The sequence below is a fragment of the Kosakonia sp. Marseille-Q7440 genome (assembly GCF_965119485.1).
Genome location: NZ_CBCPLT010000002.1, coordinates 667618 through 689349, shown reverse-complemented (window position 1 = coordinate 689349; position 21732 = coordinate 667618). Strand labels below are relative to the sequence as shown.

Below are 21732 nucleotides of genomic sequence, written 5' to 3'. Positions count from 1 at the left end.
CTCCGCCTGCGCGGAGGGCAAAGGCAAACCTTACTCGCCCAGTTCTGCTTGCGGCGCTTCTGACGCTTCAGCAGGCTGAGTTTGTTCAGTTGCTTCTTTAATGCTTAGACGAATACGGCCCTGGCGGTCAACTTCCAGAACTTTCACCGGTACTTCCTGACCCATCTGCAGGTAGTCGGTCACTTTCTCTACGCGCTTATCGGCGATCTGAGAAATGTGTACCAGGCCCTCTTTACCGCCACCGATGGCAACAAACGCACCAAAGTCGACGATACGGGTGACTTTACCGTTGTAGATACGGCCCACTTCGATTTCAGCGGTGATCTCTTCGATACGACGAATCGCGAATTTCGCTTTGTCGCCGTCGGTTGCCGCGATTTTCACGGTACCGTCATCTTCGATTTCGATGGTCGTGCCGGTCTCTTCGGTCAGGGCACGGATAACGGAGCCGCCTTTACCGATAACGTCTTTGATCTTGTCCGGGTTGATCTTGATGGTGTGGATACGCGGCGCAAACTCAGAGATATCGCCACGCGGCGCGTTAATCGCCTGCTCCATCACGCCGAGGATATGCAGACGTGCACCTTTCGCCTGGTTCAGCGCAACCTGCATGATCTCTTTGGTGATGCCTTCGATTTTGATATCCATCTGCAGCGCAGAGATACCGTCGCGGGAACCGGCCACTTTAAAGTCCATGTCGCCCAGGTGATCTTCATCGCCCAGAATGTCAGACAGAACGACAAAGTTTTCGCCCTCTTTCACCAGGCCCATTGCGATACCGGCAACAGCGGCTTTCACCGGTACGCCTGCATCCATCAGTGCCAGCGATGCGCCGCACACGGAAGCCATGGAAGAGGAACCGTTGGATTCGGTGATTTCAGAAACCACACGCACGGTGTACGGGAATTTATCAGCTTCCGGCATAACAGCCAGCACGCCGCGTTTCGCCAGACGACCGTGACCAATTTCACGACGCTTCGGCGAACCGACCATACCGGTTTCACCTACGGAGTACGGAGGGAAGTTGTAGTGGAACAGGAAGCTGTCAGTGCGCTCGCCCATCAGTTCGTCGATGTTCTGCGCGTCACGTGCGGTACCCAGGGTTGCTGTTACCAGCGCCTGCGTTTCGCCACGGGTAAAGAGCGCGGAGCCGTGAGTACGCGGCAGAACGCCGGTACGAACGTCCAGACCACGGATCATATCTTTTTCGCGGCCATCGATACGCGGTTCGCCTGCCAGTACGCGGCTACGAACAACGTTTTTCTCGATAGCGTGCAGGATTTCGCCCAGCTCGTTAGCGTCCAGGGTCTCATCTTCTGCAACCAGCGTCGCGATGGTTTCAGATTTGATCACGTCAACCTGAGCGTAACGCTCCTGTTTGTCGGTGATGCGGTAAGCATCGCTCAGACGGGATTCTGCCAGCGCTGCAACGCGCGCGTTCAGCGCTTCGTTGACCGCTTCCGGCTGCCAGTCCCAGCGCGGTTTACCCGCTTCTTTCACCAGATCGTTGATGTTCTGAATAACAATCTGCTGCTGCTCGTGGCCATAAACCACCGCGCCCAGCATCTGATCTTCGCTCAGCAGTTCTGCTTCGGATTCAACCATCAGCACAGCTGCTTCGGTACCGGCAACAACCAGATCCAGCTTGCTGGATTTCAGCTCTTCCTGAGTCGGGTTCAGCACATACTGGTCGTTGATGTAACCAACGCGCGCGGCGCCGATCGGGCCATTGAACGGAATACCAGAGAGAGACAGTGCAGCAGAAGCACCAATCATCGCTACGATATCCGGGTTAACCTGCGGGTTAACGGAAACTACGGTAGCGATAACCTGGACTTCGTTGACGAAACCTTCCGGGAACAGCGGGCGAACCGGGCGGTCAATCAGACGCGCGATCAGGGTTTCGCCTTCGCTCGGACGGCCTTCACGACGGAAGAAGCCACCCGGGATTTTACCGGCAGCGTAGGTACGCTCCTGGTAGTTAACGGTCAGCGGGAAGAAGTCCTGACCTGGTTTTGCTTTTTTCTGGCCAACAACGGTAACGAATACCGCGGTGTCGTCCATGCTTACCATCACGGCAGCGGTTGCCTGACGGGCCATCATGCCGGTTTCCAGCGTGACGGTGTGTTGACCATATTGGAATTTACGAATGATCGGATTCAGCAAAATTCTATCCTTTCTTAATGAACATCAGCACACCCAGGGCGTGCTGATAATTAAACCGGACCTTCTTGCATCCTCGCGACTAATGACAACCTTAACCCGCCCATTACGGATAAAGCCTCTCATTAGCCGCGCGAACCTCTGCAATGAAGATCATACCTGGCAACAATACATCAGTTTAGTGCCAATTGCTGCCGCCTGGTTGAAAAAAGGGGCCGTAAAGGCCCCTTCTTGAAACTCGCCAGACTTAGCGACGCAGACCCAGACGCTCGATCAGCGCGGTGTAGCGTGCAACGTCTTTACGTTTCAGATAGTCGAGCAGTTTACGACGCTGAGAAACCATACGCAGCAGACCACGACGGCTGTGGTGATCTTTTTTGTGCTCTGCAAAGTGACCCTGCAGGTGGTTAATCTGAGCAGTCAGCAGTGCAACCTGAACTTCGGTAGAACCGCTGTCGTTAGAACCACGACCAAACTCGGAAACGATTTTTGCTTTAGCTTCAACGCTTAGAGACATTTTCAACTCCAGTGATATAAGAATGACAGGGTGCCGATCTCTAATTCAGCTCCCCCAGGTTTAACGCCGGGTATGTTAAATACATAGCCCGGCGTTAAGCGGCAATATTCTACTCGTAGTCGGGCATTCCCGCAAGGTAAGCCCGTCAGTCAGCAGGATACTCAACAACCAGACGACGCGGCGCAACTCGTCCCTGATCATCAATTTCGCCCATGCCGATAAACTTACCCTCTTCGCCTTCCGTCACGCGGACCAGCCCTTCGGCCGGCGTAGTGGAAGCGCGTACCGGTTGGCCGTTTTTGAAATAGGCAGCAACCACGATGGGAATGTTTACAACAGGGAAGTCGGACGCCGGGCTATCCATCGGCATCAACAGCGGATCGAGCAGCTCTGCCGCAGGAACGTCCTGCTGCTCGGCCTGCTGGACTAACTCCTGCAACTGCTCAAGGGTAACCATCCGCTCAATCGGGTAACGGCTGACCGCCAGACGACGCAAATAGATTACGTGCGCGCCGCAGCCCAGCTTCTCGCCCAGATCGTCAATAATCGTGCGAATGTAAGTCCCTTTGGAGCAGTGGATTTCCAGCTCGAGCTCATCACCTTCATGACGAATAAACAGCAGTTCATACACGGTGATAGGGCGCGCTTCACGCGGCACTTCAATGCCCTGCCGCGCATACTCGTAAAGCTTCTTGCCCTGATACTTCAGGGCCGAGTACATCGAAGGGATTTGCTGCGTGTTACCGCGGAAGCTCTCCAGCGCACTCGCCAGCTCTGTGGCGGTAAAGGTCACCGGGCGCTCTTCAACGACCTGGCCATCGGCATCCGACGTATCGGTGCGCTGACCAAGACGGGCAATCACCCGGTAACGCTTATCGGAATCCAGCAGATACTGGGAAAATTTCGTCGCCTCACCGAGGCAAATCGGCAGCATGCCGGTTGCCAGCGGATCCAGCGCGCCGGTGTGACCCGCGCGGTTGGCATTATAGAGGCGCTTTACTTTCTGCAGGACATCATTGCTTGATGCGCCCTGCTGCTTATCCAGCAGCAGTACGCCATGCACGTCGCGACCGCGACGACGAGGACGACTCATCAGTCCTCCTTGCTGTCGTCCGGGTTCACACGACGTTCATCGTCATGCTTCACCACGCTGGTGACCAGGTTCGACATGCGCATCCCTTCAACCAGCGAGTTGTCGTAGAAGAATGTCAGTTCCGGCACGATACGCAGACGCATCGCTTTCCCCAGCAGGGAGCGGATAAAACCAGAAGCGTCGTGCAGGGCTTTAATGCCCGCTTTGATCGACTCTTCATCTTTGTCATTCAGGAAGGTCACGAACACTTTGGCATACGCCAGATCGCGGGAGACTTCGACACCGGATACGGTGGTCATCATGCCCAGGCGCGGATCTTTGATTTCACGCTGCAGGATAGTGGCAATCTCTTTTTGCAACTCCTGAGCGACGCGCTGCGGGCGACCAAATTCTTTCGCCATATTACTTCTCCAGACTAAAAAGGGGCCGTAGCCCCTTTAGATATCTCTTGCCGGGTGGCGCTTCGCTCCCGGCCTACGTTGCGCTAATGCGTCGATTATTCGATAGAGCGCTTAATTTCGATAATTTCGAAGACTTCGATCATATCGCCGGTACGTACGTCATTGTAGTTCTTAACGCCGATACCACACTCCATGCCGTTACGGACTTCGTTAACGTCATCTTTGAAGCGGCGCAGGGATTCCAGCTCGCCTTCATAGATAACCACGTTGTCGCGCAGGACGCGGATCGGGTTGTGACGTTTGACGACGCCTTCGGTAACCATACAGCCAGCGACCGCGCCGAATTTCGGCGATTTGAACACATCGCGCACTTCAGCCAGACCGATGATCTGCTGTTTCAGCTCAGGTGAGAGCATACCGCTCATCGCCGCTTTCACTTCGTCGATCAGGTTATAGATGACGGAGTAGTAGCGCAGATCCAGACCTTCCGCTTCGATCACGCGACGCGCAGAGGCATCGGCACGAACGTTGAAGCCAACCAGGATAGCGTTGGACGCAGCTGCGAGCGTGGCGTCGGTTTCGGTGATACCACCTACGCCGGAGCCGACAATCTTCACTTTCACTTCTTCAGTAGAAAGTTTCAGCAGTGAGTCGGAGATCGCTTCCACGGAGCCCTGAACGTCAGCTTTCAGCACGATGTTCACTTCGTGCACTTCGCCTTCGGTCATGTTGGCAAACATGTTCTCCAGCTTAGATTTCTGCTGGCGAGCCAGTTTAACTTCGCGGAATTTGCCCTGACGATAGAGCGCAACTTCACGCGCTTTCTTCTCGTCACGTACCACGGTGGCTTCGTCACCCGCCGCCGGAACGCCGGAAAGACCGAGGATTTCCACCGGAATGGACGGACCCGCTTCGGTCACTTCGCGACCCAGCTCGTCACGCATCGCACGCACACGGCCATATTCGAAGCCGCACAGTACGATGTCGCCTTTATGCAGCGTACCTTCACGTACCAGCACGGAAGCTACCGGACCACGACCTTTATCGAGGAAGGATTCGATAACAACACCGCTCGCCATGCCGTTACGGACAGCGTGCAGTTCCAGAACTTCAGCCTGCAGCAGAATTGCATCCAGCAGGTCGTCGATACCGGTACCGGCTTTCGCGGAGACGTGAACGAACTGGCTTTCGCCGCCCCACTCTTCCGGAATGATCCCGTACTGAGAGAGTTCGTTTTTAACGCGATCCGGATCGGCTTCCGGTTTATCGATTTTGTTCACCGCAACAACAACCGGCACTTTCGCCGCTTTCGCGTGCTGAATAGCTTCGATAGTCTGCGGCATCACGCCATCGTCTGCTGCAACAACCAGAACAACGATATCCGTTGCCTGAGCACCACGGGCACGCATTGCGGTAAACGCGGCGTGGCCTGGGGTATCCAGGAAGGTGATCATGCCGTTGTCGGTTTCAACGTGGTAAGCACCGATGTGCTGGGTAATGCCACCCGCTTCAGCGGATGCCACTTTCGTTGAACGAATGTAGTCCAGCAGCGAGGTTTTACCGTGGTCAACGTGACCCATGATGGTCACGACCGGCGCGCGCGGTTCAACCGCAGCACCTGTGTCACGGTCGCTCATTACCGCTTCTTCCAGTTCGTTTTCACGACGCAGGATAACTTTGTGGCCCATCTCTTCCGCAACCAGCTGTGCGGTTTCCTGGTCGATGACCTGGTTGATGGTTGCCATCGCGCCCAGTTTCATCATCGCTTTGATGACCTGAGAGCCTTTAACTGCCATTTTGTTAGCCAGCTCGCCGACGGTCAGGGTTTCACCGATCACAACGTCACGGTTAACGGCCTGGGCCGGTTTGTTGAAGCCCTGCTGCAGTGCAGAGCCTTTACGCTGACGGCCGCCTTTACCACCGCGAACCGCGGCACGCGCTTCTTCACGGTCAGCTTTGCTTTCAGAGTGCTTGTTGCCTTTCTTCGGACGCGGGGCTTTAGCGGTACGGGTACGGCCGCGGCCACCTTCGACTTCACGATCGTTATCATCTTCAGCCTGACGTGCATGCTGGGAGGTGGTGACGTGATAATCGCCGGTCGTCTCTTCTTCTTCGCCTGGCGTTGCCGTCCAGGTTGCTTCGTTCTGTTCTGCCATTCGACGGGCTTCTTCCGCTACGCGACGTGCATTTTCTTCCAGTTTACGACGAGCCTCTTCTTCCGCTTTACGCTTGAGTTCCTGCGCTTCGGATTCACGACGGGCTTTTTCCGTCTGGGCTGCCCTGGTCACTTCGTCAGTTTGATGGTTGCTCACTTTGCTATTTTCCGCAGCTTCGCGTTTCGTGCTTTCGGCATTTTCGCGTTTAGCTTTTTCTTCAGCTTCACGTTTCAGACGCACTTCGGCTTCACGCTTGGCTTTTTCCTCGGCTTCTCGCTCAGCGGCTTCCTCTGCTTCACGACGGGCCTTCTCCTCCGCTTCACGCATCGCCTCTTCTTCCGCAGCGAGACGTTCAGCCTCTTGTGGATCGCGTTTTACAAAGGTGCGCTTTTTACGGACTTCGATCTGCACCGATTTACTTTTCCCACCGGTGCCCTGAATATTTAATGTGCTGCGCGTTTTGCGCTGCAACGTCAGCTTATCAGGCGCAGAACCGTGTTCACGGTTCAGATGCGCTAACAGCGTCTGTTTTTCCTGCGCCGTCACTGAATCATCAGCAGACTTGCGGATCCCTGCATCAGCAAATTGCTGTACCAGGCGGTCCACAGAGGTTTGAATCTCAGCGGCCAGCGTTTTTACGGTTACATCTGTCATGCTGTTCCTTCCTGCTACAGTTTATTACGCTTCGTCACCAAACCAGCAAATATTACGCGCGGCCATGATGAGCTCACCGGCTTTGTCGGCAGTTAACCCTTCGATATCGCTCAGGTCATCCACACCTTGCTCGGCGAGGTCTTCCAGCGTACAAACACCACGAGCAGCCAGTTTGAAAGCCAGTGCACGATCCAGACCGTCCAGGTTCAGCAGGTCTTCAGCCGGTTCTTTATTCCCCAGGCTTTCTTCCTGCGCCAGCGCCAGAGTAGTCAGTGCGCTTTTCGCACGATCACGCAGCGCTTCGACGGTGTCTTCATCCAGGCCATCGATTTCCAGCAGCTCTTTGATTGGCACATAGGCCAGTTCTTCCAGCGTTGAGAAACCTTCTTCGACCAGAACAGTGGCGAAATCTTCGTCAATGTCCAGATAACGGGTGAAGGTATCAATCGCTGCGTGAGCCTCAGCCTGATGCTTGGACTGCAGATCTTCAACGGTCATAACGTTGAGTTCCCAGCCGCTCAGCTGAGACGCGAGACGCACGTTCTGACCGTTACGGCCAATCGCCTGCGCCAGGTTGCCCGCTTCAACAGCAATATCCATGGTGTGCTTATCTTCATCCACCACGATAGAAGCAACATCAGCCGGTGCCATCGCGTTGATAACGAACTGGGCCGGGTTGTCGTCCCACAGTACGATATCGATACGTTCGCCGCCGAGTTCGGTAGAAACGGCCTGAACGCGGGCACCACGCATACCAACGCATGCCCCAACCGGGTCGATACGCTTGTCGTTGGTTTTCACCGCAATTTTGGCACGAGAACCCGGATCGCGGGCTGCGGCTTTAATCTCGATAACTTCTTCGCCGATTTCTGGCACTTCAATGCGGAACAGTTCGATCAGCATTTCCGGCTTGGAACGCGTAACGAACAGCTGCGCACCGCGCGCTTCAGGGCGCACTGCGTACAGCACGCCGCGAATGCGGTCGCCCGGACGGAAGTTTTCACGCGGCAGCATATCTTCGCGCAGGATCACGGCTTCAGCGTTGCTACCCAGATCCAGCGTGATGTTGTCGCGGTTCACTTTTTTCACCACGCCGGTGATGATTTCACCTTCGTGTTCGCGGAACTGATCGACAACCATTGCGCGCTCTGCTTCACGTACTTTCTGTACGATAACCTGCTTCGCGGTTTGGGTGGTGATACGGTCAAACGTCACGGATTCAATCTGATCTTCAACGTAATCGTCGAGGTTCAGGCTCTCATCTTCGTAACGTGCCGCTTCGAGAGTGATTTCACGCGTCGGCTGCGTCACTTCTTCTACGATCAGCCAGCGACGGAATGTGTCGAAATCACCGCTTTTGCGATCGATGCTTACACGCACATCAATCTCTTGCTCATATTTTTTCTTGGTTGCTGTAGCCAGAGCACTTTCCAGCGCTTCAAAGATTTTTTCACGCGGAAGCGACTTTTCGTTAGAAACAGCTTCAACAACAGCCAAAATTTCTTTGTTCATTGGGGGCCTTTCACCTCAATCCAGACTGTTAAAAGTGGGGGACCAGGTTCGCTTTTTGAATATTGCTCAAGGCGAACACTTCATCTTTACCTTCGACCGTAACGGTGATCATTTCGCCATCGACATCTTTAATGATGCCCTGCCACTTACGACGGTTCTGCACCGCCATCCGCAGCACCAGCGAAACTTCGTCGCCCTTAAAGCGCGCGTAGTGCTCAGCCGTAAACAAAGGTCGCTCAAGACCTGGTGAGGAAACTTCCAGGTTATACGCTACGGTAATGGGATCTTCGACATCCAGTACCGCACTGACCTGGTGGCTGACATCAGCGCAATCATCAACATTGATGCCATCTTCACTATCAATATAGATGCGCAGTGTAGATGTGCGACCACGCACAAATTCGATACCGACCAGTTCGTAGCCCAGTGCTTCAACCGGCGCCGTAATCATCTCTGTTAATTTTTGCTCTAATGTGGACAAGTCCACCCCCAAGACATAAAAAAAGGGCATATAGCCCAGTTATTTCGTACTCAGATAACAAAAAACCCCGATAAATCGGGGCTTTAAATAACTGAACCCTATAGCCGCAACTGCGGCCTGGATAACCTTCCGGAAGAACTCTTTTCAAATCCCGCTAAAGAAGGCGTTAAGTCTTCACAGTATATTTGAAAAAGAACACTAAGGGAAAGTGGTTGCGGGGGCCGGATTTGAACCGACGACCTTCGGGTTATGAGCCCGACGAGCTACCAGGCTGCTCCACCCCGCGCCTGAAACGTGGCAAATTTTACTCGATTGAGCGTCAACTTGCAAATAATGCTGGGATTTGGTACCGAAGACGGGACGTAAAACCGGCTTGCAGTATATTGAAAAACATCGCGTTGTGTCAACCGCTCATCTATAGCATCACGTGCTCCGCCGTTGTTGCATATTATTAAGAGAGTTTTTATGCACAGATGCCGCTTTTTCTTTCAGTTATACAATGAAAATTGCGCTTCTCTCTTCCGGTGCGCGCCAAAAGATGATTAAATGAAAACTCATTTATTTTGCATAACCATTCACTAAAGAAGTAAGAATGAGTGGTGTAAATAGCGTGGCGTGGCTGTTAAGTCTCTCACCATCAGTCTATCAAGCAGGGATTTTTTTATGACAACGATTCTCAAGCATCTTCCCGCAGGTCAACGTATTGGTATTGCTTTTTCAGGCGGTCTGGACACCAGCGCAGCGCTGCTGTGGATGCGTCAGAAAGGCGCAGTTCCTTATGCATATACTGCTAACCTGGGCCAGCCTGACGAGGATGACTATGAGGCGATCCCGCGTCGCGCGAAAGAGTACGGTGCGGAAAATGCTCGCCTGATCGATTGTCGTAAACAGCTGGTCGCTGAAGGCATCGCGGCTATTCAGTGCGGTGCGTTCCACAACACCACCGGCGGCTTGACCTATTTCAATACCACCCCACTCGGTCGTGCGGTAACCGGCACCATGCTGGTTGCGGCAATGAAAGAGGATGGCGTCAACATCTGGGGTGACGGCAGCACTTATAAAGGCAACGATATCGAACGTTTCTATCGTTACGGCCTGCTGACCAATGCCGAACTGAAGATCTACAAACCGTGGCTCGATACTGACTTTATCGACGAGCTGGGCGGCCGTCAGGAAATGTCCGAATTCATGACCGCATCGGGCTTCGACTACAAAATGTCAGCCGAAAAAGCCTACTCGACGGACTCCAATATGCTGGGTGCCACCCACGAAGCGAAAGATCTCGAATTCCTCAACTCCAGCGTCAAAATCGTTAACCCGATTATGGGCGTGAAGTTCTGGGATGAGAGTGTGAAGATCCCGGCCGAGGAAGTTACCGTACGTTTTGAACAGGGCCATCCTGTCGCGCTGAACGGCAAAACTTTCAGCGACGATGTCGAACTGATGATGGAAGCCAACCGTATTGGTGGCCGTCACGGTCTGGGCATGAGCGATCAGATCGAAAACCGTATCATTGAAGCGAAAAGCCGCGGTATCTATGAAGCCCCGGGGATGGCGCTGCTGCATATCGCCTATGAACGTCTGCTGACCGGCATTCATAACGAAGACACCATTGAACAGTATCATGCGCACGGCCGTCAGCTCGGACGCCTGCTCTATCAGGGCCGCTGGTTCGATCCGCAAGCGCTGATGCTGCGTGATGCCCTGCAACGTTGGGTGGCAAGTGCCATTACTGGCGAAGTGACGCTCGAGCTGCGTCGCGGGAATGACTACTCAATTCTGAATACGGTTTCCGACAACCTGACCTACCAGGCAGAACGTCTGACCATGGAGAAAGGCGACTCGGTATTCTCTCCGGACGATCGTATTGGTCAGCTGACGATGCGTAACCTCGACATTACCGATACCCGTGCCAAGCTCTTCAACTATGTACAGACTGGCCTGATCTCCACCACCGCAGGTAATGGCCTGCCGCAGGTTGAAAACCTGGAGCACAGCGATAAGAAATAATCGCCGCCACTGAAATGCAAAAAGCGCCTGCGGGCGCTTTTTTATTGTCGGTTGAGTAGCCAAACCATTCAGGCACACAAACGACAGACGAAAAAAAAGACATCTTTCGATGTCTTTCTTTCGGAATATTGGTACCGAGGACGGGACTTGAACCCGTAAGCCCTATTGGGCACTACCACCTCAAGGTAGCGTGTCTACCAATTCCACCACCTCGGCACGACTTACTTCTCACAACTTACTGCGGGATATCGCTGGTCGGCTTAGCCGGCGCTGCTGGCTGAGTCTGTTCACTCTTCGCCGGTGCGCTCAGATTTTCCCACTCGCTTCCCTTATTGGTTTTATTGCTGTTAATGTTGCCCAGCACAAGGCTAATAATAAAGAACAGTGTTGCCAGCACAGCAGTTGCACGAGTCATGAAGTTACCAGAACCACTTGAACCGAACAGCGTACCGGACGCGCCAGCGCCAAAGGAGGCTCCCATGTCAGCGCCTTTACCTTGCTGCAGCATAATCAGAGCTACAAGAGCCAGAGCCACAATAAGGAAAACTACTAAAAGAGCTTCGTACATAATCAACCTGTTCCTTGCGGGGTTGCCGCAGCCAATGCTTCAAACCAATAACGCGGGATGTTTCATGCTTTCCCACTGAAGCGGGTGTGAATACTAACTAAAGCGACTGACCTGCGCAAGGGCAATTTCGACGCTTTTTATCAAGTGCGGAAAAAAACAGCAAAAGCTCGCAACATGGCGAAGATAGAGGCAGCAAAAGCTGCCTTTTTAGCCACTTACCGAATCGTTAAACCGCTTTAACGGCATCGGCAATGCGATTAGCCAGCGCGGTAACCTGCGCTTCATCCTCGCCTTCAACCATTACGCGGATCAATGGCTCAGTGCCAGACTTACGCAACAGCACGCGACCACGGTTCCCCAGCGTCGCTTCAACCTCTGCCATCACGGTTTTAACGTTCTCATCTTCCAGCGGATCGCCATTACCAGCGGTAAAGCGGACATTCACCAGAACCTGCGGGAACATTTTCATGCCGCTGCAGAGATCGTGCAGCGTCATATGGTTACGCACCATCGCCGCGACAACCTGTAACCCGGCAACAATTCCGTCGCCAGTGGTGGTTTTATCCAGCAGGATCACATGGCCTGAGTTTTCCGCACCGATGCGCCAACCTTTCTCCTGCATTTTTTCCAGCACGTAACGGTCGCCCACTTTCGCGCGCGCAAAGGGAATGCCCAGTTGCTTAAGCGCCAGTTCGAGCCCCATATTGCTCATCAGCGTGCCGACCGCACCACCGCGCAACTGCCCCTGACGCAGGCCTTCACGCGCGATGATATACATAATCTGGTCGCCATCGACTTTATTACCTTCGTGGTCAACCATGATCACGCGATCGCCATCGCCGTCAAAAGCGATGCCCAGATCCGCCTTCTCTGCCAGAACACGATCTTGCAGCGCTTTCACATCTGTCGCACCACATTTTTCATTGATGTTGACGCCATCCGGATCGCAGCCAATCGCAATGACTTTAGCACCCAGCTCGCGGAAGACATTCGGGGCGATGTGGTATGTCGCGCCATTGGCACAATCCACCACAATTTTCAGGCTGTTGAGGCTTAGCTCATTCGGGAAGGTCGCTTTGCAGAACTCAATATAACGGCCAGCGGCATCGACGATACGGCTGGCTTTACCCAATTCGGCAGAGTCAACGCAGGTCAGCTCTTTCTCCATCTCCGCTTCAATCGCCTCTTCAACCGCGTCCGGCAGCTTAGTACCGTCAATGGAGAAGAACTTGATCCCGTTGTCATAGAACGGGTTATGGGAAGCAGAAATGACGATACCCGCTTCCGCACGGAAGGTACGGGTCAGGTAAGCGACGGCAGGTGTCGGCATCGGTCCAGTAAAGGAAGCAGAGAGACCAGCAGCGGCGAGCCCCGCTTCCAGTGCCGATTCCAGCATATAGCCCGAGATGCGGGTATCTTTGCCGATAATAATTTTACGTGAGCCGTGACGCGCCAGCACCTTGCCCGCGGCCCAGCCCAGCTTGAGGACGAAATCAGGGGTGATAGGTGCGTCGCCAACACGGCCACGAATGCCATCAGTGCCAAAATATTTACGATTACTCATAGCGTTTATTTTCCTTCGCTGACAGTGTGGCTTCCACCACCCGCATAGCTTCTACCGTTTCTTTTACGTCATGGACACGAATAATCTGCGCACCCTGCATCGCAGCAATCACTGCACATGCCAGGCTGCCGCTTAACCGCTCTGCGGGCCCGACATTTAATAACTGGCCGATCATCGACTTACGCGACATTCCTACCAACAACGGTAAGCCGAAGTGGTGAAACTCGCCTAACCGGGCAAGCAGCGCATAATTGTGGGAGAGATTCTTACCGAAACCGAACCCAGGGTCGAGCAACAATTTTTCTTTTGCGATCCCCGCACGTTCACAGCGCGCAATATTCTCCACAAAAAAGCGGTTCACGTCGGCAAAGACGTCATCATACTTTGGCGCTTCCTGCATCGTCTTCGGTTGACCCTGCATATGCATCAGGCAGACAGGCAATCCGGTTTGTGCCGCCGCTTCAAGCGCGCCAGGCTCTGTCAAAGAGCGAATATCATTGATGATGTGCGCGCCTGCCCGCGCGGCTTCACGGATCACTTCAGGCTTTGACGTATCAACCGAGATCCACACTTCAAAACGCTGCGCTATCGCTTCCACAACCGGGATGACGCGCGCCAGTTCCTCTTCAATGCTCACTTCCGCGGCACCAGGTCGCGTAGATTCACCGCCGATATCCACAATGGTCGCCCCTGCGTTAATCATCAGGTTGGCATGTTTGACCGCCTCAATCAGCGTGTTGTGGCTACCGCCATCAGAAAAGGAGTCCGGCGTGACGTTGAGGATCCCCATCACGTGGGGATGAGACAGCTCAAGTGTGGAGCCCTGGGCATGAAGTTTCATGACTGAAGTCCCTGAAGGTATTACGGTTGAACAGAAAAGAAAAACCCCGGAGCAGGCCCCAGGGTTTCATTACAGACAGTTCATCAATTGCAGAAAGCTTATTTGTCGCCAAACTGCTCTGACATGGTGTTGCCCGGGTTCGGCGTACGCGGTTCATCAACCGGACGCGGCGCGCGCGGGGTACCGTTATTGTCAGAGTTATTCGCGCCAGGATCTTCCCAGCCCGCTGGCGGACGTACATCACGACGAGACATCAGGTCATCAATCTGCGGTGCGTCGATGGTCTCATATTTCATCAGAGCATCTTTCATCGCATGGAGAATATCCATGTTCTCATTCAGGATCTGGCGTGCGCGATTGTAGTTACGTTCAATCAGCGCCTTCACTTCCTGGTCGATAATACGCGCGGTTTCATCAGACATATGTTTCGCTTTCGCGACGGAACGTCCGAGGAACACTTCGCCCTCTTCTTCGGCGTAGAGCAGCGGACCCAGTTTGTCCGAGAAGCCCCACTGCGTCACCATGTTACGTGCCAGGTTGGTCGCGACTTTAATGTCGTTCGACGCACCGGTAGAAACATGCTCAACACCGTAGATGATCTCTTCTGCGAGACGACCGCCGTAGAGCGTAGAGATCTGGCTCTCCAGCTTCTGACGGCTGGCGCTAATCGCATCCCCTTCCGGCAGGAAGAAGGTTACGCCCAGCGCACGACCGCGCGGAATAATCGTCACTTTATGTACCGGATCGTGCTCCGGCACCAGTCGACCAATAATCGCATGGCCCGCTTCATGATACGCGGTGGACTCTTTCTGCGCTTCCGTCATCACCATGGAGCGACGTTCCGCACCCATCATGATTTTGTCTTTCGCTTTTTCGAACTCAACCATTGAGACAACGCGTTTGTTACCGCGCGCAGCAAACAACGCAGCTTCGTTGACCAGGTTGGCCAGATCCGCACCGGAGAAGCCCGGAGTACCACGCGCGATGATCGCAGCGTCAATATCCGGCGACAGCGGCACACGGCGCATATGCACTTTCAGGATCTGCTCGCGACCGCGAACGTCCGGCAGCCCAACGACAACCTGACGGTCGAAACGGCCTGGACGCAGCAGCGCCGGGTCCAGTACGTCCGGACGGTTGGTCGCAGCAATAACGATAATGCCTTCATTGCCTTCGAAACCATCCATCTCAACCAGCATCTGGTTCAGGGTCTGCTCACGTTCATCATGACCACCGCCTAAACCTGCGCCACGCTGACGGCCTACGGCGTCAATCTCATCGATAAAGATGATGCACGGTGCGGCTTTCTTGGCTTGTTCAAACATGTCGCGTACGCGGGATGCGCCCACGCCGACAAACATTTCAACAAAGTCAGAACCGGAAATCGTAAAGAACGGCACTTTTGCTTCGCCGGCGATCGCTTTCGCCAGCAGCGTTTTACCGGTACCCGGAGGGCCGACCATCAGGACGCCTTTCGGGATTTTACCGCCCAGTTTCTGGAAACGGCTCGGCTCACGCAGATATTCAACCAGCTCGCCCACTTCCTCTTTAGCTTCATCGCAGCCCGCGACGTCAGCAAAAGTGGTTTTGATCTGATCTTCAGTCAGCATGCGCGCTTTGCTCTTACCGAACGACATGGCGCCTTTGCCACCGCCGCCCTGCATCTGGCGCATGAAGAAAATCCATACCCCAATCAGCAACAGCATCGGGAACCAGGAGATGAAGATGTTACCGAGCAGGCTCGGTTCTTCAGGTGGTTCACCCACAACCTTGACGTTTTTGGTCAGCAGGTTATCGAGCAGTTTAGGATCGTTGACCGGGATGTAAGTCGTGTAACGGTTACTATCTTTCTTGGTAACGTTGATCTCACGTCCGTTGATACGCGCTTCGCGAACCTGGTCCTGGTTGACCTCTTGCAGGAAGGTAGAGTAATCCACCTTACGGCCATTTGACTCGCTGGGCCCAAAGCTCTGGAATACTGACATCAGCACGACGGCAATGACCAGCCAGAGTATTAGGTTTTTCGCCATGTCACTCAAGGGATTAACCTCATATTACAACTGTGTTAAAAACAGCGGCAGGATACAACATATCCCGTTTCATTCAAACCGAAGGCCGAAATCAACGGGGTATCATTTTCGCCCGGTCGCTACAATATACACTTCGCGCGAACGAGCACGCGAAGAGTCCGGTTTACGCACTTTAACCTTCGTAAACAGGGAGCGAATTTCCGTAAGGTACTCATCGAAACCTTCGCCCTGGAACACTTTCACTAAAAAATTACCGCCTGGCGCTAACACATCGCGGCACATCTCCAGCGCCAGCTCTACCAGATACATAGAGCGGGGAATATCCACCGCTGGCGTTCCGCTCATATTAGGAGCCATATCTGACATGACAACCTGAACTTTACTGTCACCAACACGTTCCAGTAACGCTTTCAGAACTAATTCATCACGAAAATCGCCCTGAAGGAAGTCTACGCCGACGATTGGATCCATCGGTAAAAGATCGCACGCGATAATGCGCCCGTTCCCACCAATCTGTGTGACCGCATATTGCGACCATCCACCGGGTGCAGCACCCAGGTCAACCACGGTCATCCCCGGTTTAAAAATCTTGTCACTTTGCTGTATTTCATCAAGTTTAAACCAGGCACGGGAACGTAACCCTTTTTTCTGCGCCTGAAGAACATATTTATCGCTAAAGTGTTCCTGAAGCCAGCGGCTTGAACTGGCAGAACGCTTTTTACCTGTCATTTAACTTTCCATCCGGTTTCATCGGCGTCACCGAGAAATTTCGACGCGCAATTTGGCGATACAGAGGAGATGGCGGTAGAATGACCCGTTTTCAATCCCAACGTAAGCAAAATATACGATGAATCTGAGTACTAAACAAAAACAGCACCTGAAAGGTCTGGCACATCCGCTCAAGCCGGTAGTTATGCTTGGCAACAATGGTTTGACCGAAGGGGTACTGGCCGAGATCGAACAAGCGCTTGAGCACCATGAACTTATCAAGGTGAAGATCGCCTCTGAAGAGAGAGAAACTAAGACCTTGATCGTGGAAGCTATCGTTCGCGAAACCGGTGCCTGTAATGTCCAGGTCATCGGTAAAACGCTGGTGCTTTATCGCCCGACCGCAGAGCGTAAAATTTCGCTGCCGCGCTAAAGGATATCCTGAGTTGAACACAAAATCAGTGTAAAACGAGGGGTTTCCGCCAGCAGATGAGCAAAATGCCACGCTCCAGGAGTTCATAAAAGGCCGCAATGCGGCCTTTTTCTTATCTTTACAATCCGTCAACAATTAACGCTGACGCTGTAATCAAAGATATTCCACCTTGATGATTTCGTACTCCACTTCGCCGCCAGGGGTGCGAATGACAACCACATCATCCTGCTCTTTCCCCACCAGACCGCGTGCAATAGGCGAGTTCACCGAGATAAGATTCTGCTTAAAGTCGGCTTCGTCATCGCCAACGATGCGGTAGGTTTGCTCTTCGTCGTTATCAAGGTTCAGCACGGTCACCGTAGAACCGAAAATGACGCGGCCATTTTTCGGCATTTTGGAGATATCGATAACCTGCGCATTCGACAGTTTCGCTTCGATATCTTTAATGCGGCCTTCACAAAAGCCCTGCTGCTCACGCGCGGCGTGGTATTCAGCGTTCTCTTTGAGATCGCCATGTTCGCGGGCGTCCGCAATAGCGGCGATGATTTCAGGGCGACGAACGGTTTTCAAAAATTCCAGCTCTTCGCGCAGTTTTTCTGCACCACGTAGGGTCATCGGAATAGCTTGCATTTGTTATACCTCTTAAACATTCCTGTTAGGAGTAGTCCCCCACCCCGTCAGCGTTACCTCCCCGCATTCAGGCGTAAACAGCCGGGCAGGAGCAAAAGAAAACTGACCCGGAGACAAAGCCCCAGGTCAGCGCAATTTTTCAATTTGATACGTATTTTAACCGGAAGTTCACCGTGGGTCATCGTTTACTTTCCGGGTCGATGCGCCGTAGTATGTCGGCCTGTTTCCAGCTTGTTAGCGCGAGATTATGCGATTTCCCAGCTTTATCATCGGATTGTCCACCAGTATAGCCCTGAATGTTCAGGCCGCGAATGTCGACGAGTACATCAACCAGCTTCCGGATGGTGCCAACCTGGCGTTGATGGTGCAGAAGGTCGGCGCCGAGGCTCCCGAAATTGATTACCACGCCAAACAGATGGCGTTGCCGGCGAGCACGCAAAAAGTGATCACCGCGCTGGCTGCACTACTACAACTGGGGCCGGACTTTCGCTTTACAACCACGCTGGAAAGCAAAGGTTCTGTCGATGGCGGTACGCTCAAAGGCGACTTAGTTGCACGATTTGGTGGCGATCCGACGCTAAAACGTCAGGATATTCGCAATATGGTCGCAACGCTTAAAAAGTCAGGCGTGCAAAAAATCGATGGCAACGTGCGGATCGATACCTCGATCTTTGCCAGTCACGATAAAGCGCCAGGCTGGCCGTGGAACGATATGACGCAATGTTTTAGCGCCCCGCCCGCTGCCGCCATCATCGATCGCAACTGTTTCTCCATTTCGCTGTATAGCGCGCAAAACGCCGGTGATTTGGCCTATATTCGTGTCGCCTCTTACTATCCGGTGAATATGTTCAGCCAGGTACGCACCCTGGCGCGCGGATCGTCGGAAGCACAATATTGCGAACTCGATGTAGTGCCGGGCGATCTCAACCGTTTCACGTTAACAGGCTGTTTGCCCCAGCGCGCCGATCCGTTGCCGCTCGCCTTTGCGGTGCAGGATGGTGCCAGCTATGCAGGCGCTATTCTCAAGCAGGAGCTGACCCAGGCGGGCATTACCTATACCGGCACGCTGCTGCGCCAGACGCAGGTTAATCAGCCCGGTACCGTTATCGCCAGTAAACAATCCGCGCCGCTACACGATCTGCTGAAGATCATGCTGAAGAAGTCCGACAACATGATTGCGGATACCGTCTTTCGCATGATTGGTCATGCGCGCTTTGGCGTGCCGGGTACCTGGCGAGCGGGCTCGGATGCGGTGAGGCAGATCCTGCGCCAGCAGGCCGGGGTCGATCTGGGTAATACCATCATTGCGGATGGTTCCGGCCTCTCGCGCCATAATCTGCTGGCACCGGCGACCATGATGCAGGTGCTGCAATATATTGCTCAGCATGATACCGAGCTTAACTTCATCTCGATGCTGCCGCTGGCGGGCTATGATGGCTCGCTGCAATACCGGGCAGGGCTGCACGAAGCGGGCGTCGACGGCAAGGTATCAGCCAAAACAGGCTCGCTGCAGGGCGTCTACAACCTGGCAGGCTTTATCACCACCGCCAGCGGTCAGCGAATGGCGTTTGTGCAGTATCTATCGGGGTATGCGGTTGAACCTGCCGATCAGCGTAATCGTCGTATTCCACTGGTCCGTTTCGAAAGCCGCCTCTACAAAGATATCTATCAGAACAACTAATAAAAAAAGCCGGGAAGCATCATGCTGACCCGGCATTTTTTTATCTCTTCTCCCCGCCTGAGCGGGGAGGAAGCAGAGATTAACGTTTGTAGATGAACTCGACGCCCTCTTCGTCGTCTTCGTCCCAGTCGTCATCCCACTCTTCGTCATCTTCTTCTGTCGCTTCGGCCTCTTCGAGCTGCTGGCGATGATAATCATCCCACATGAACTCGACTTTCTCCGGCTGCTGCTCTTCCTGCGCCTGCGCAATCGGGTTTTCGATGATAAAGGTCATCACGTCCCAGCACAGGTCTTTAACGCCCTGCTGGCTGGCAGCAGAGATCAGGTAGAACTTATCTTCCCAGCCCAGCGCTTCGGCGATCGCTTTCGCTTTCGCTTCTGCTTCGTCTTTATCCATCAGGTCGATCTTGTTAAATACCAGCCAGCGCGGCTTGGCAGCCAGCTTCTCGCTGTATTTTTCCAGCTCGCCAACGATGATACGGGCGTTTTCTGCCGGATCGGAACCGTCGATCGGATCGAGGTCGATGAGGTGCAGCAGCACACGGCAGCGCTCAAGGTGTTTCAGGAAGCGGATACCGAGGCCAGCGCCATCAGCCGCACCCTCAATCAGCCCAGGAATATCGGCAACCACGAAGCTCTTCTCATTGTCCATACGAACAACGCCCAGGCTCGGAACCAGCGTGGTAAACGGATAATCCGCCACTTTTGGTTTTGCGGCGGAGACCGCGCGGATAAAGGTGGATTTACCGGCATTCGGCATCCCCAGCATCCCGACATCTGCCAGCAGCATCAGCTCCAGCTGCAGATCGCGCTTGTCGCCCGGCGTACCCATCGTTTTCTGACGCGGAGTACGGTTTACCGAGGATTTAAAACGGGTGTTGCCGAGACCGTGCCAGCCGCCTTTCGCCACCATCAAGCGCTGACCATGTTTGGTCATATCGCCCATGGTTTCGCCAGTGCCCTGGTCGATCACGCGCGTACCAACCGGTACTTTCACCGTAATATCTTTTCCGCGTTTACCGGTGCAATCACGGCTCTGGCCGTTCTGCCCACGTTCTGCGCGGAAAGATTTTTCAAAGCGGTAGTCGATCAGGGTATTCAGGTTTTCGTCCGCTTCCAGCCAGACATCACCGCCGTCGCCACCGTCGCCGCCATCAGGGCCGCCTTTCGGGATATACTTTTCGCGGCGGAAGCTTACGCAGCCGTTACCGCCATCACCCGCTACGACCAGAATCGTAGCTTCATCTACAAACTTCATTTTACTCTCCGTAACTCATTCGCCTGAGCGGGGCACAGTGACGACCACTTCACGACTACGCCTGCGTCCCAAAAGACGATGGCCAATAGCGGAAAACATCGCGCCCGCAACCACGACAAACGCACCGAGATAACCGACAAGGTTTAACATCGGTCTGGCGAAAACATCGGGCCAGGCCATTGATAACAAATCTGAGAAAAACAGTGTAAACAGCGGCGTTAAGGTAATTAACGCGCTTACCTGCGCCGCCTGCCAGCGCGCCATCGCTTCTGCCAGCGCGCCGTAACCAACCAGCGTGTTGAGCCCGCAAAAAACCAGACAGGCCAGTTGCCAGTCGCTCAGCTGGAACACCACGGCGGGCTTCGCCAGTGGCAGCAGCGCAAGCGTACATAAAGTGTACAGCAAAAAGAGGATCTGCTGGGAGGCCAGACGACGCAGAAGAACTTTTTGCGCCACGCCGTAGCTTACCCATACCGTCGCCGCACCGACGCCGAAAATAACGCCCCAGGTGTAATCCGTCAGCCGGGTAAAGATCTCAATCAGGCTGGTGTTGAAAAACATCACCAGACCGCTTATCAGCATCAGCGCGCCAATCACCTGCGTGATACGCATCTTTTCTTTGAGGATAAAGACGCTGGCGACCATCATACCGACGGGCGAGAGCTGGCCAATCACCTGCGACGCGGTCGGGCTGACGTACTGCAGAGAAGAGCTGAACAATATGAAGTTGCCAAACAACCCGCCGGTGGCGATTGCCAGCAGCAGCAGCCAGCGAGGCTTGCGGAAAATACGCAGCGGCGGCAGTTTTCTTTTCCAGGTCAGGATCAGACCAAGACCAATACCCGCCATTAAAAAGCGATAAAAGACCACCGTCGGCGGCTCCATCACTTCCAGCACCTGCTTCATTGCAATCGGCAACGCTCCCCAGCACATCGCTGTTGTCAGCGCCAGGAGAATACCGATGCCCGCCTGCTGTTTCATACTTCTTCCCTGCCCGAATTTTGCCGGGCTTCTAATGTAAAAAGCCCCGCA

18 protein-coding genes and 2 tRNA genes are annotated in these 21732 nt (G+C 53.9%); 3 read left to right on the top strand and 17 right to left on the bottom strand.

Annotated features, from left to right (window positions below):
• Positions 1-30: 30 nt before the first annotated feature.
• The 8 genes from pnp to ACWPW2_RS17160 form a co-directional block, all read right to left on the bottom strand.
• Positions 31-2166 carry a polyribonucleotide nucleotidyltransferase gene (gene pnp / locus ACWPW2_RS17195; protein ID WP_023480719.1) on the bottom strand — a complete coding sequence of 712 codons (2136 nt, stop codon included), beginning with the start codon at positions 2164-2166 and terminating at the stop codon, positions 31-33.
• 244 nt (positions 2167-2410) lie between these two features.
• A complete protein-coding gene (gene rpsO, locus ACWPW2_RS17190) occupies positions 2411-2680 on the bottom strand; it encodes a 30S ribosomal protein S15 (protein ID WP_017457357.1) in 270 nt (89 codons plus the stop codon).
• Positions 2681-2825: 145 nt separating this feature from the next.
• Positions 2826-3773, bottom strand: a complete 948-nt coding sequence (truB, locus tag ACWPW2_RS17185; RefSeq protein ID WP_454124331.1) for a tRNA pseudouridine(55) synthase TruB — start codon at positions 3771-3773, stop codon at positions 2826-2828.
• The gene (gene rbfA, locus ACWPW2_RS17180; RefSeq protein ID WP_023480926.1) at positions 3773-4174 is read right to left on the bottom strand and encodes a 30S ribosome-binding factor RbfA; all 402 of its coding nucleotides are present in this window, start codon (positions 4172-4174) and stop codon (positions 3773-3775) included. The genes truB and rbfA overlap by 1 nt, the downstream gene beginning before the upstream one ends.
• A 95-nt stretch (positions 4175-4269) precedes the next feature.
• Positions 4270-6984 carry a translation initiation factor IF-2 gene (infB, locus tag ACWPW2_RS17175; RefSeq protein WP_023480825.1) on the bottom strand — a complete coding sequence of 905 codons (2715 nt, stop codon included), beginning with the start codon at positions 6982-6984 and terminating at the stop codon, positions 4270-4272.
• A 24-nt stretch (positions 6985-7008) separates the two neighbouring features.
• Positions 7009-8496, bottom strand: a complete 1488-nt coding sequence (gene nusA / locus ACWPW2_RS17170) for a transcription termination factor NusA (protein ID WP_023480893.1) — start codon at positions 8494-8496, stop codon at positions 7009-7011.
• 28 nt (positions 8497-8524) lie between these two features.
• Positions 8525-8977, bottom strand: coding sequence for a ribosome maturation factor RimP (gene rimP / locus ACWPW2_RS17165; protein ID WP_017457352.1), 453 nt, complete (start codon positions 8975-8977; stop codon positions 8525-8527).
• A 209-nt stretch (positions 8978-9186) separates the two neighbouring features.
• Positions 9187-9263, bottom strand: a tRNA-Met gene (locus ACWPW2_RS17160).
• 377 nt (positions 9264-9640) lie between these two features.
• Between ACWPW2_RS17160 and argG the strand changes: the two genes are divergently transcribed.
• The gene (argG, locus tag ACWPW2_RS17155) at positions 9641-10987 is read left to right on the top strand and encodes an argininosuccinate synthase (protein WP_023481007.1); all 1347 of its coding nucleotides are present in this window, start codon (positions 9641-9643) and stop codon (positions 10985-10987) included.
• A 129-nt stretch (positions 10988-11116) separates the two neighbouring features.
• On the opposite strand, the gene ACWPW2_RS17150 is transcribed toward argG, so the two are convergent.
• The 6 genes from ACWPW2_RS17150 to rlmE form a co-directional block, all read right to left on the bottom strand.
• Positions 11117-11203 (bottom strand) — tRNA-Leu (locus ACWPW2_RS17150).
• A gap of 19 nt (positions 11204-11222) precedes the next feature.
• The gene (gene secG / locus ACWPW2_RS17145) at positions 11223-11555 is read right to left on the bottom strand and encodes a preprotein translocase subunit SecG (RefSeq protein ID WP_054802976.1); all 333 of its coding nucleotides are present in this window, start codon (positions 11553-11555) and stop codon (positions 11223-11225) included.
• Positions 11556-11781: 226 nt separating this feature from the next.
• Entirely contained in the window at positions 11782-13119 is a 1338-nt protein-coding gene (glmM, locus tag ACWPW2_RS17140; RefSeq protein ID WP_279794558.1) for a phosphoglucosamine mutase, read from the bottom strand.
• The gene (gene folP, locus ACWPW2_RS17135; protein ID WP_454124327.1) at positions 13112-13960 is read right to left on the bottom strand and encodes a dihydropteroate synthase; all 849 of its coding nucleotides are present in this window, start codon (positions 13958-13960) and stop codon (positions 13112-13114) included. Before folP ends, glmM begins: the two co-directional genes overlap by 8 nt.
• Before the next feature lie 98 nt (positions 13961-14058).
• Positions 14059-15990: an ATP-dependent zinc metalloprotease FtsH gene (gene ftsH / locus ACWPW2_RS17130; RefSeq protein WP_454124325.1), complete on the bottom strand. Its 1932-nt coding sequence runs from the start codon at positions 15988-15990 to the stop codon at positions 14059-14061.
• 102 nt (positions 15991-16092) lie between these two features.
• Entirely contained in the window at positions 16093-16719 is a 627-nt protein-coding gene (rlmE, locus tag ACWPW2_RS17125; RefSeq protein WP_094422249.1) for a 23S rRNA (uridine(2552)-2'-O)-methyltransferase RlmE, read from the bottom strand.
• 118 nt (positions 16720-16837) lie between these two features.
• On the opposite strand from rlmE, the gene yhbY reads away from it, so the two are divergent.
• The gene (yhbY, locus tag ACWPW2_RS17120) at positions 16838-17131 is read left to right on the top strand and encodes a ribosome assembly RNA-binding protein YhbY (protein WP_023480872.1); all 294 of its coding nucleotides are present in this window, start codon (positions 16838-16840) and stop codon (positions 17129-17131) included.
• A 153-nt stretch (positions 17132-17284) separates the two neighbouring features.
• Here yhbY and greA read toward each other — a convergent pair whose 3' ends face one another.
• Positions 17285-17761, bottom strand: coding sequence for a transcription elongation factor GreA (gene greA / locus ACWPW2_RS17115; protein WP_023480955.1), 477 nt, complete (start codon positions 17759-17761; stop codon positions 17285-17287).
• A gap of 247 nt (positions 17762-18008) precedes the next feature.
• Here greA and dacB point away from each other — a divergent pair, with 247 nt between their 5' ends.
• On the top strand, positions 18009-19442 hold the full coding sequence (gene dacB / locus ACWPW2_RS17110; protein WP_454124322.1) for a serine-type D-Ala-D-Ala carboxypeptidase: 1434 nt from the start codon (positions 18009-18011) through the stop codon (positions 19440-19442).
• Positions 19443-19521: 79 nt separating this feature from the next.
• Here the strand turns inward: dacB and cgtA are convergent, their stop codons facing one another.
• On the bottom strand, positions 19522-20700 hold the full coding sequence (cgtA, locus tag ACWPW2_RS17105) for an Obg family GTPase CgtA (RefSeq protein WP_124967184.1): 1179 nt from the start codon (positions 20698-20700) through the stop codon (positions 19522-19524).
• A 15-nt stretch (positions 20701-20715) separates the two neighbouring features.
• The gene (locus tag ACWPW2_RS17100) at positions 20716-21681 is read right to left on the bottom strand and encodes a DMT family transporter (protein WP_023480720.1); all 966 of its coding nucleotides are present in this window, start codon (positions 21679-21681) and stop codon (positions 20716-20718) included.
• Between the last annotated feature and the right edge of the window lie 51 nt (positions 21682-21732).

Bases quoted from the DNA above. Each gene is read 5' to 3' on its own strand.
- infB (WP_023480825.1), bottom strand. From the start codon at position 6,984: ATGACAGATGTAACCGTAAAAACGCTGGCCGCTGAGATTCAAACCTCT.
- argG (WP_023481007.1), top strand. From the start codon at position 9,641: ATGACAACGATTCTCAAGCATCTTCCCGCAGGTCAACGTATTGGTATT.
- rpsO (WP_017457357.1), bottom strand. From the start codon at position 2,680: ATGTCTCTAAGCGTTGAAGCTAAAGCAAAAATCGTTTCCGAGTTTGGT.
- folP (WP_454124327.1), bottom strand. From the start codon at position 13,960: ATGAAACTTCATGCCCAGGGCTCCACACTTGAGCTGTCTCATCCCCAC.
- nusA (WP_023480893.1), bottom strand. From the start codon at position 8,496: ATGAACAAAGAAATTTTGGCTGTTGTTGAAGCTGTTTCTAACGAAAAG.
- ftsH (WP_454124325.1), bottom strand. From the start codon at position 15,990: ATGGCGAAAAACCTAATACTCTGGCTGGTCATTGCCGTCGTGCTGATG.
- rlmE (WP_094422249.1), bottom strand. From the start codon at position 16,719: ATGACAGGTAAAAAGCGTTCTGCCAGTTCAAGCCGCTGGCTTCAGGAA.
- secG (WP_054802976.1), bottom strand. From the start codon at position 11,555: ATGTACGAAGCTCTTTTAGTAGTTTTCCTTATTGTGGCTCTGGCTCTT.
- glmM (WP_279794558.1), bottom strand. From the start codon at position 13,119: ATGAGTAATCGTAAATATTTTGGCACTGATGGCATTCGTGGCCGTGTT.
- truB (WP_454124331.1), bottom strand. From the start codon at position 3,773: ATGAGTCGTCCTCGTCGTCGCGGTCGCGACGTGCATGGCGTACTGCTG.
- yhbY (WP_023480872.1), top strand. From the start codon at position 16,838: ATGAATCTGAGTACTAAACAAAAACAGCACCTGAAAGGTCTGGCACAT.
- cgtA (WP_124967184.1), bottom strand. From the start codon at position 20,700: ATGAAGTTTGTAGATGAAGCTACGATTCTGGTCGTAGCGGGTGATGGC.
- ACWPW2_RS17100 (WP_023480720.1), bottom strand. From the start codon at position 21,681: ATGAAACAGCAGGCGGGCATCGGTATTCTCCTGGCGCTGACAACAGCG.
- dacB (WP_454124322.1), top strand. From the start codon at position 18,009: ATGCGATTTCCCAGCTTTATCATCGGATTGTCCACCAGTATAGCCCTG.
- greA (WP_023480955.1), bottom strand. From the start codon at position 17,761: ATGCAAGCTATTCCGATGACCCTACGTGGTGCAGAAAAACTGCGCGAA.
- rbfA (WP_023480926.1), bottom strand. From the start codon at position 4,174: ATGGCGAAAGAATTTGGTCGCCCGCAGCGCGTCGCTCAGGAGTTGCAA.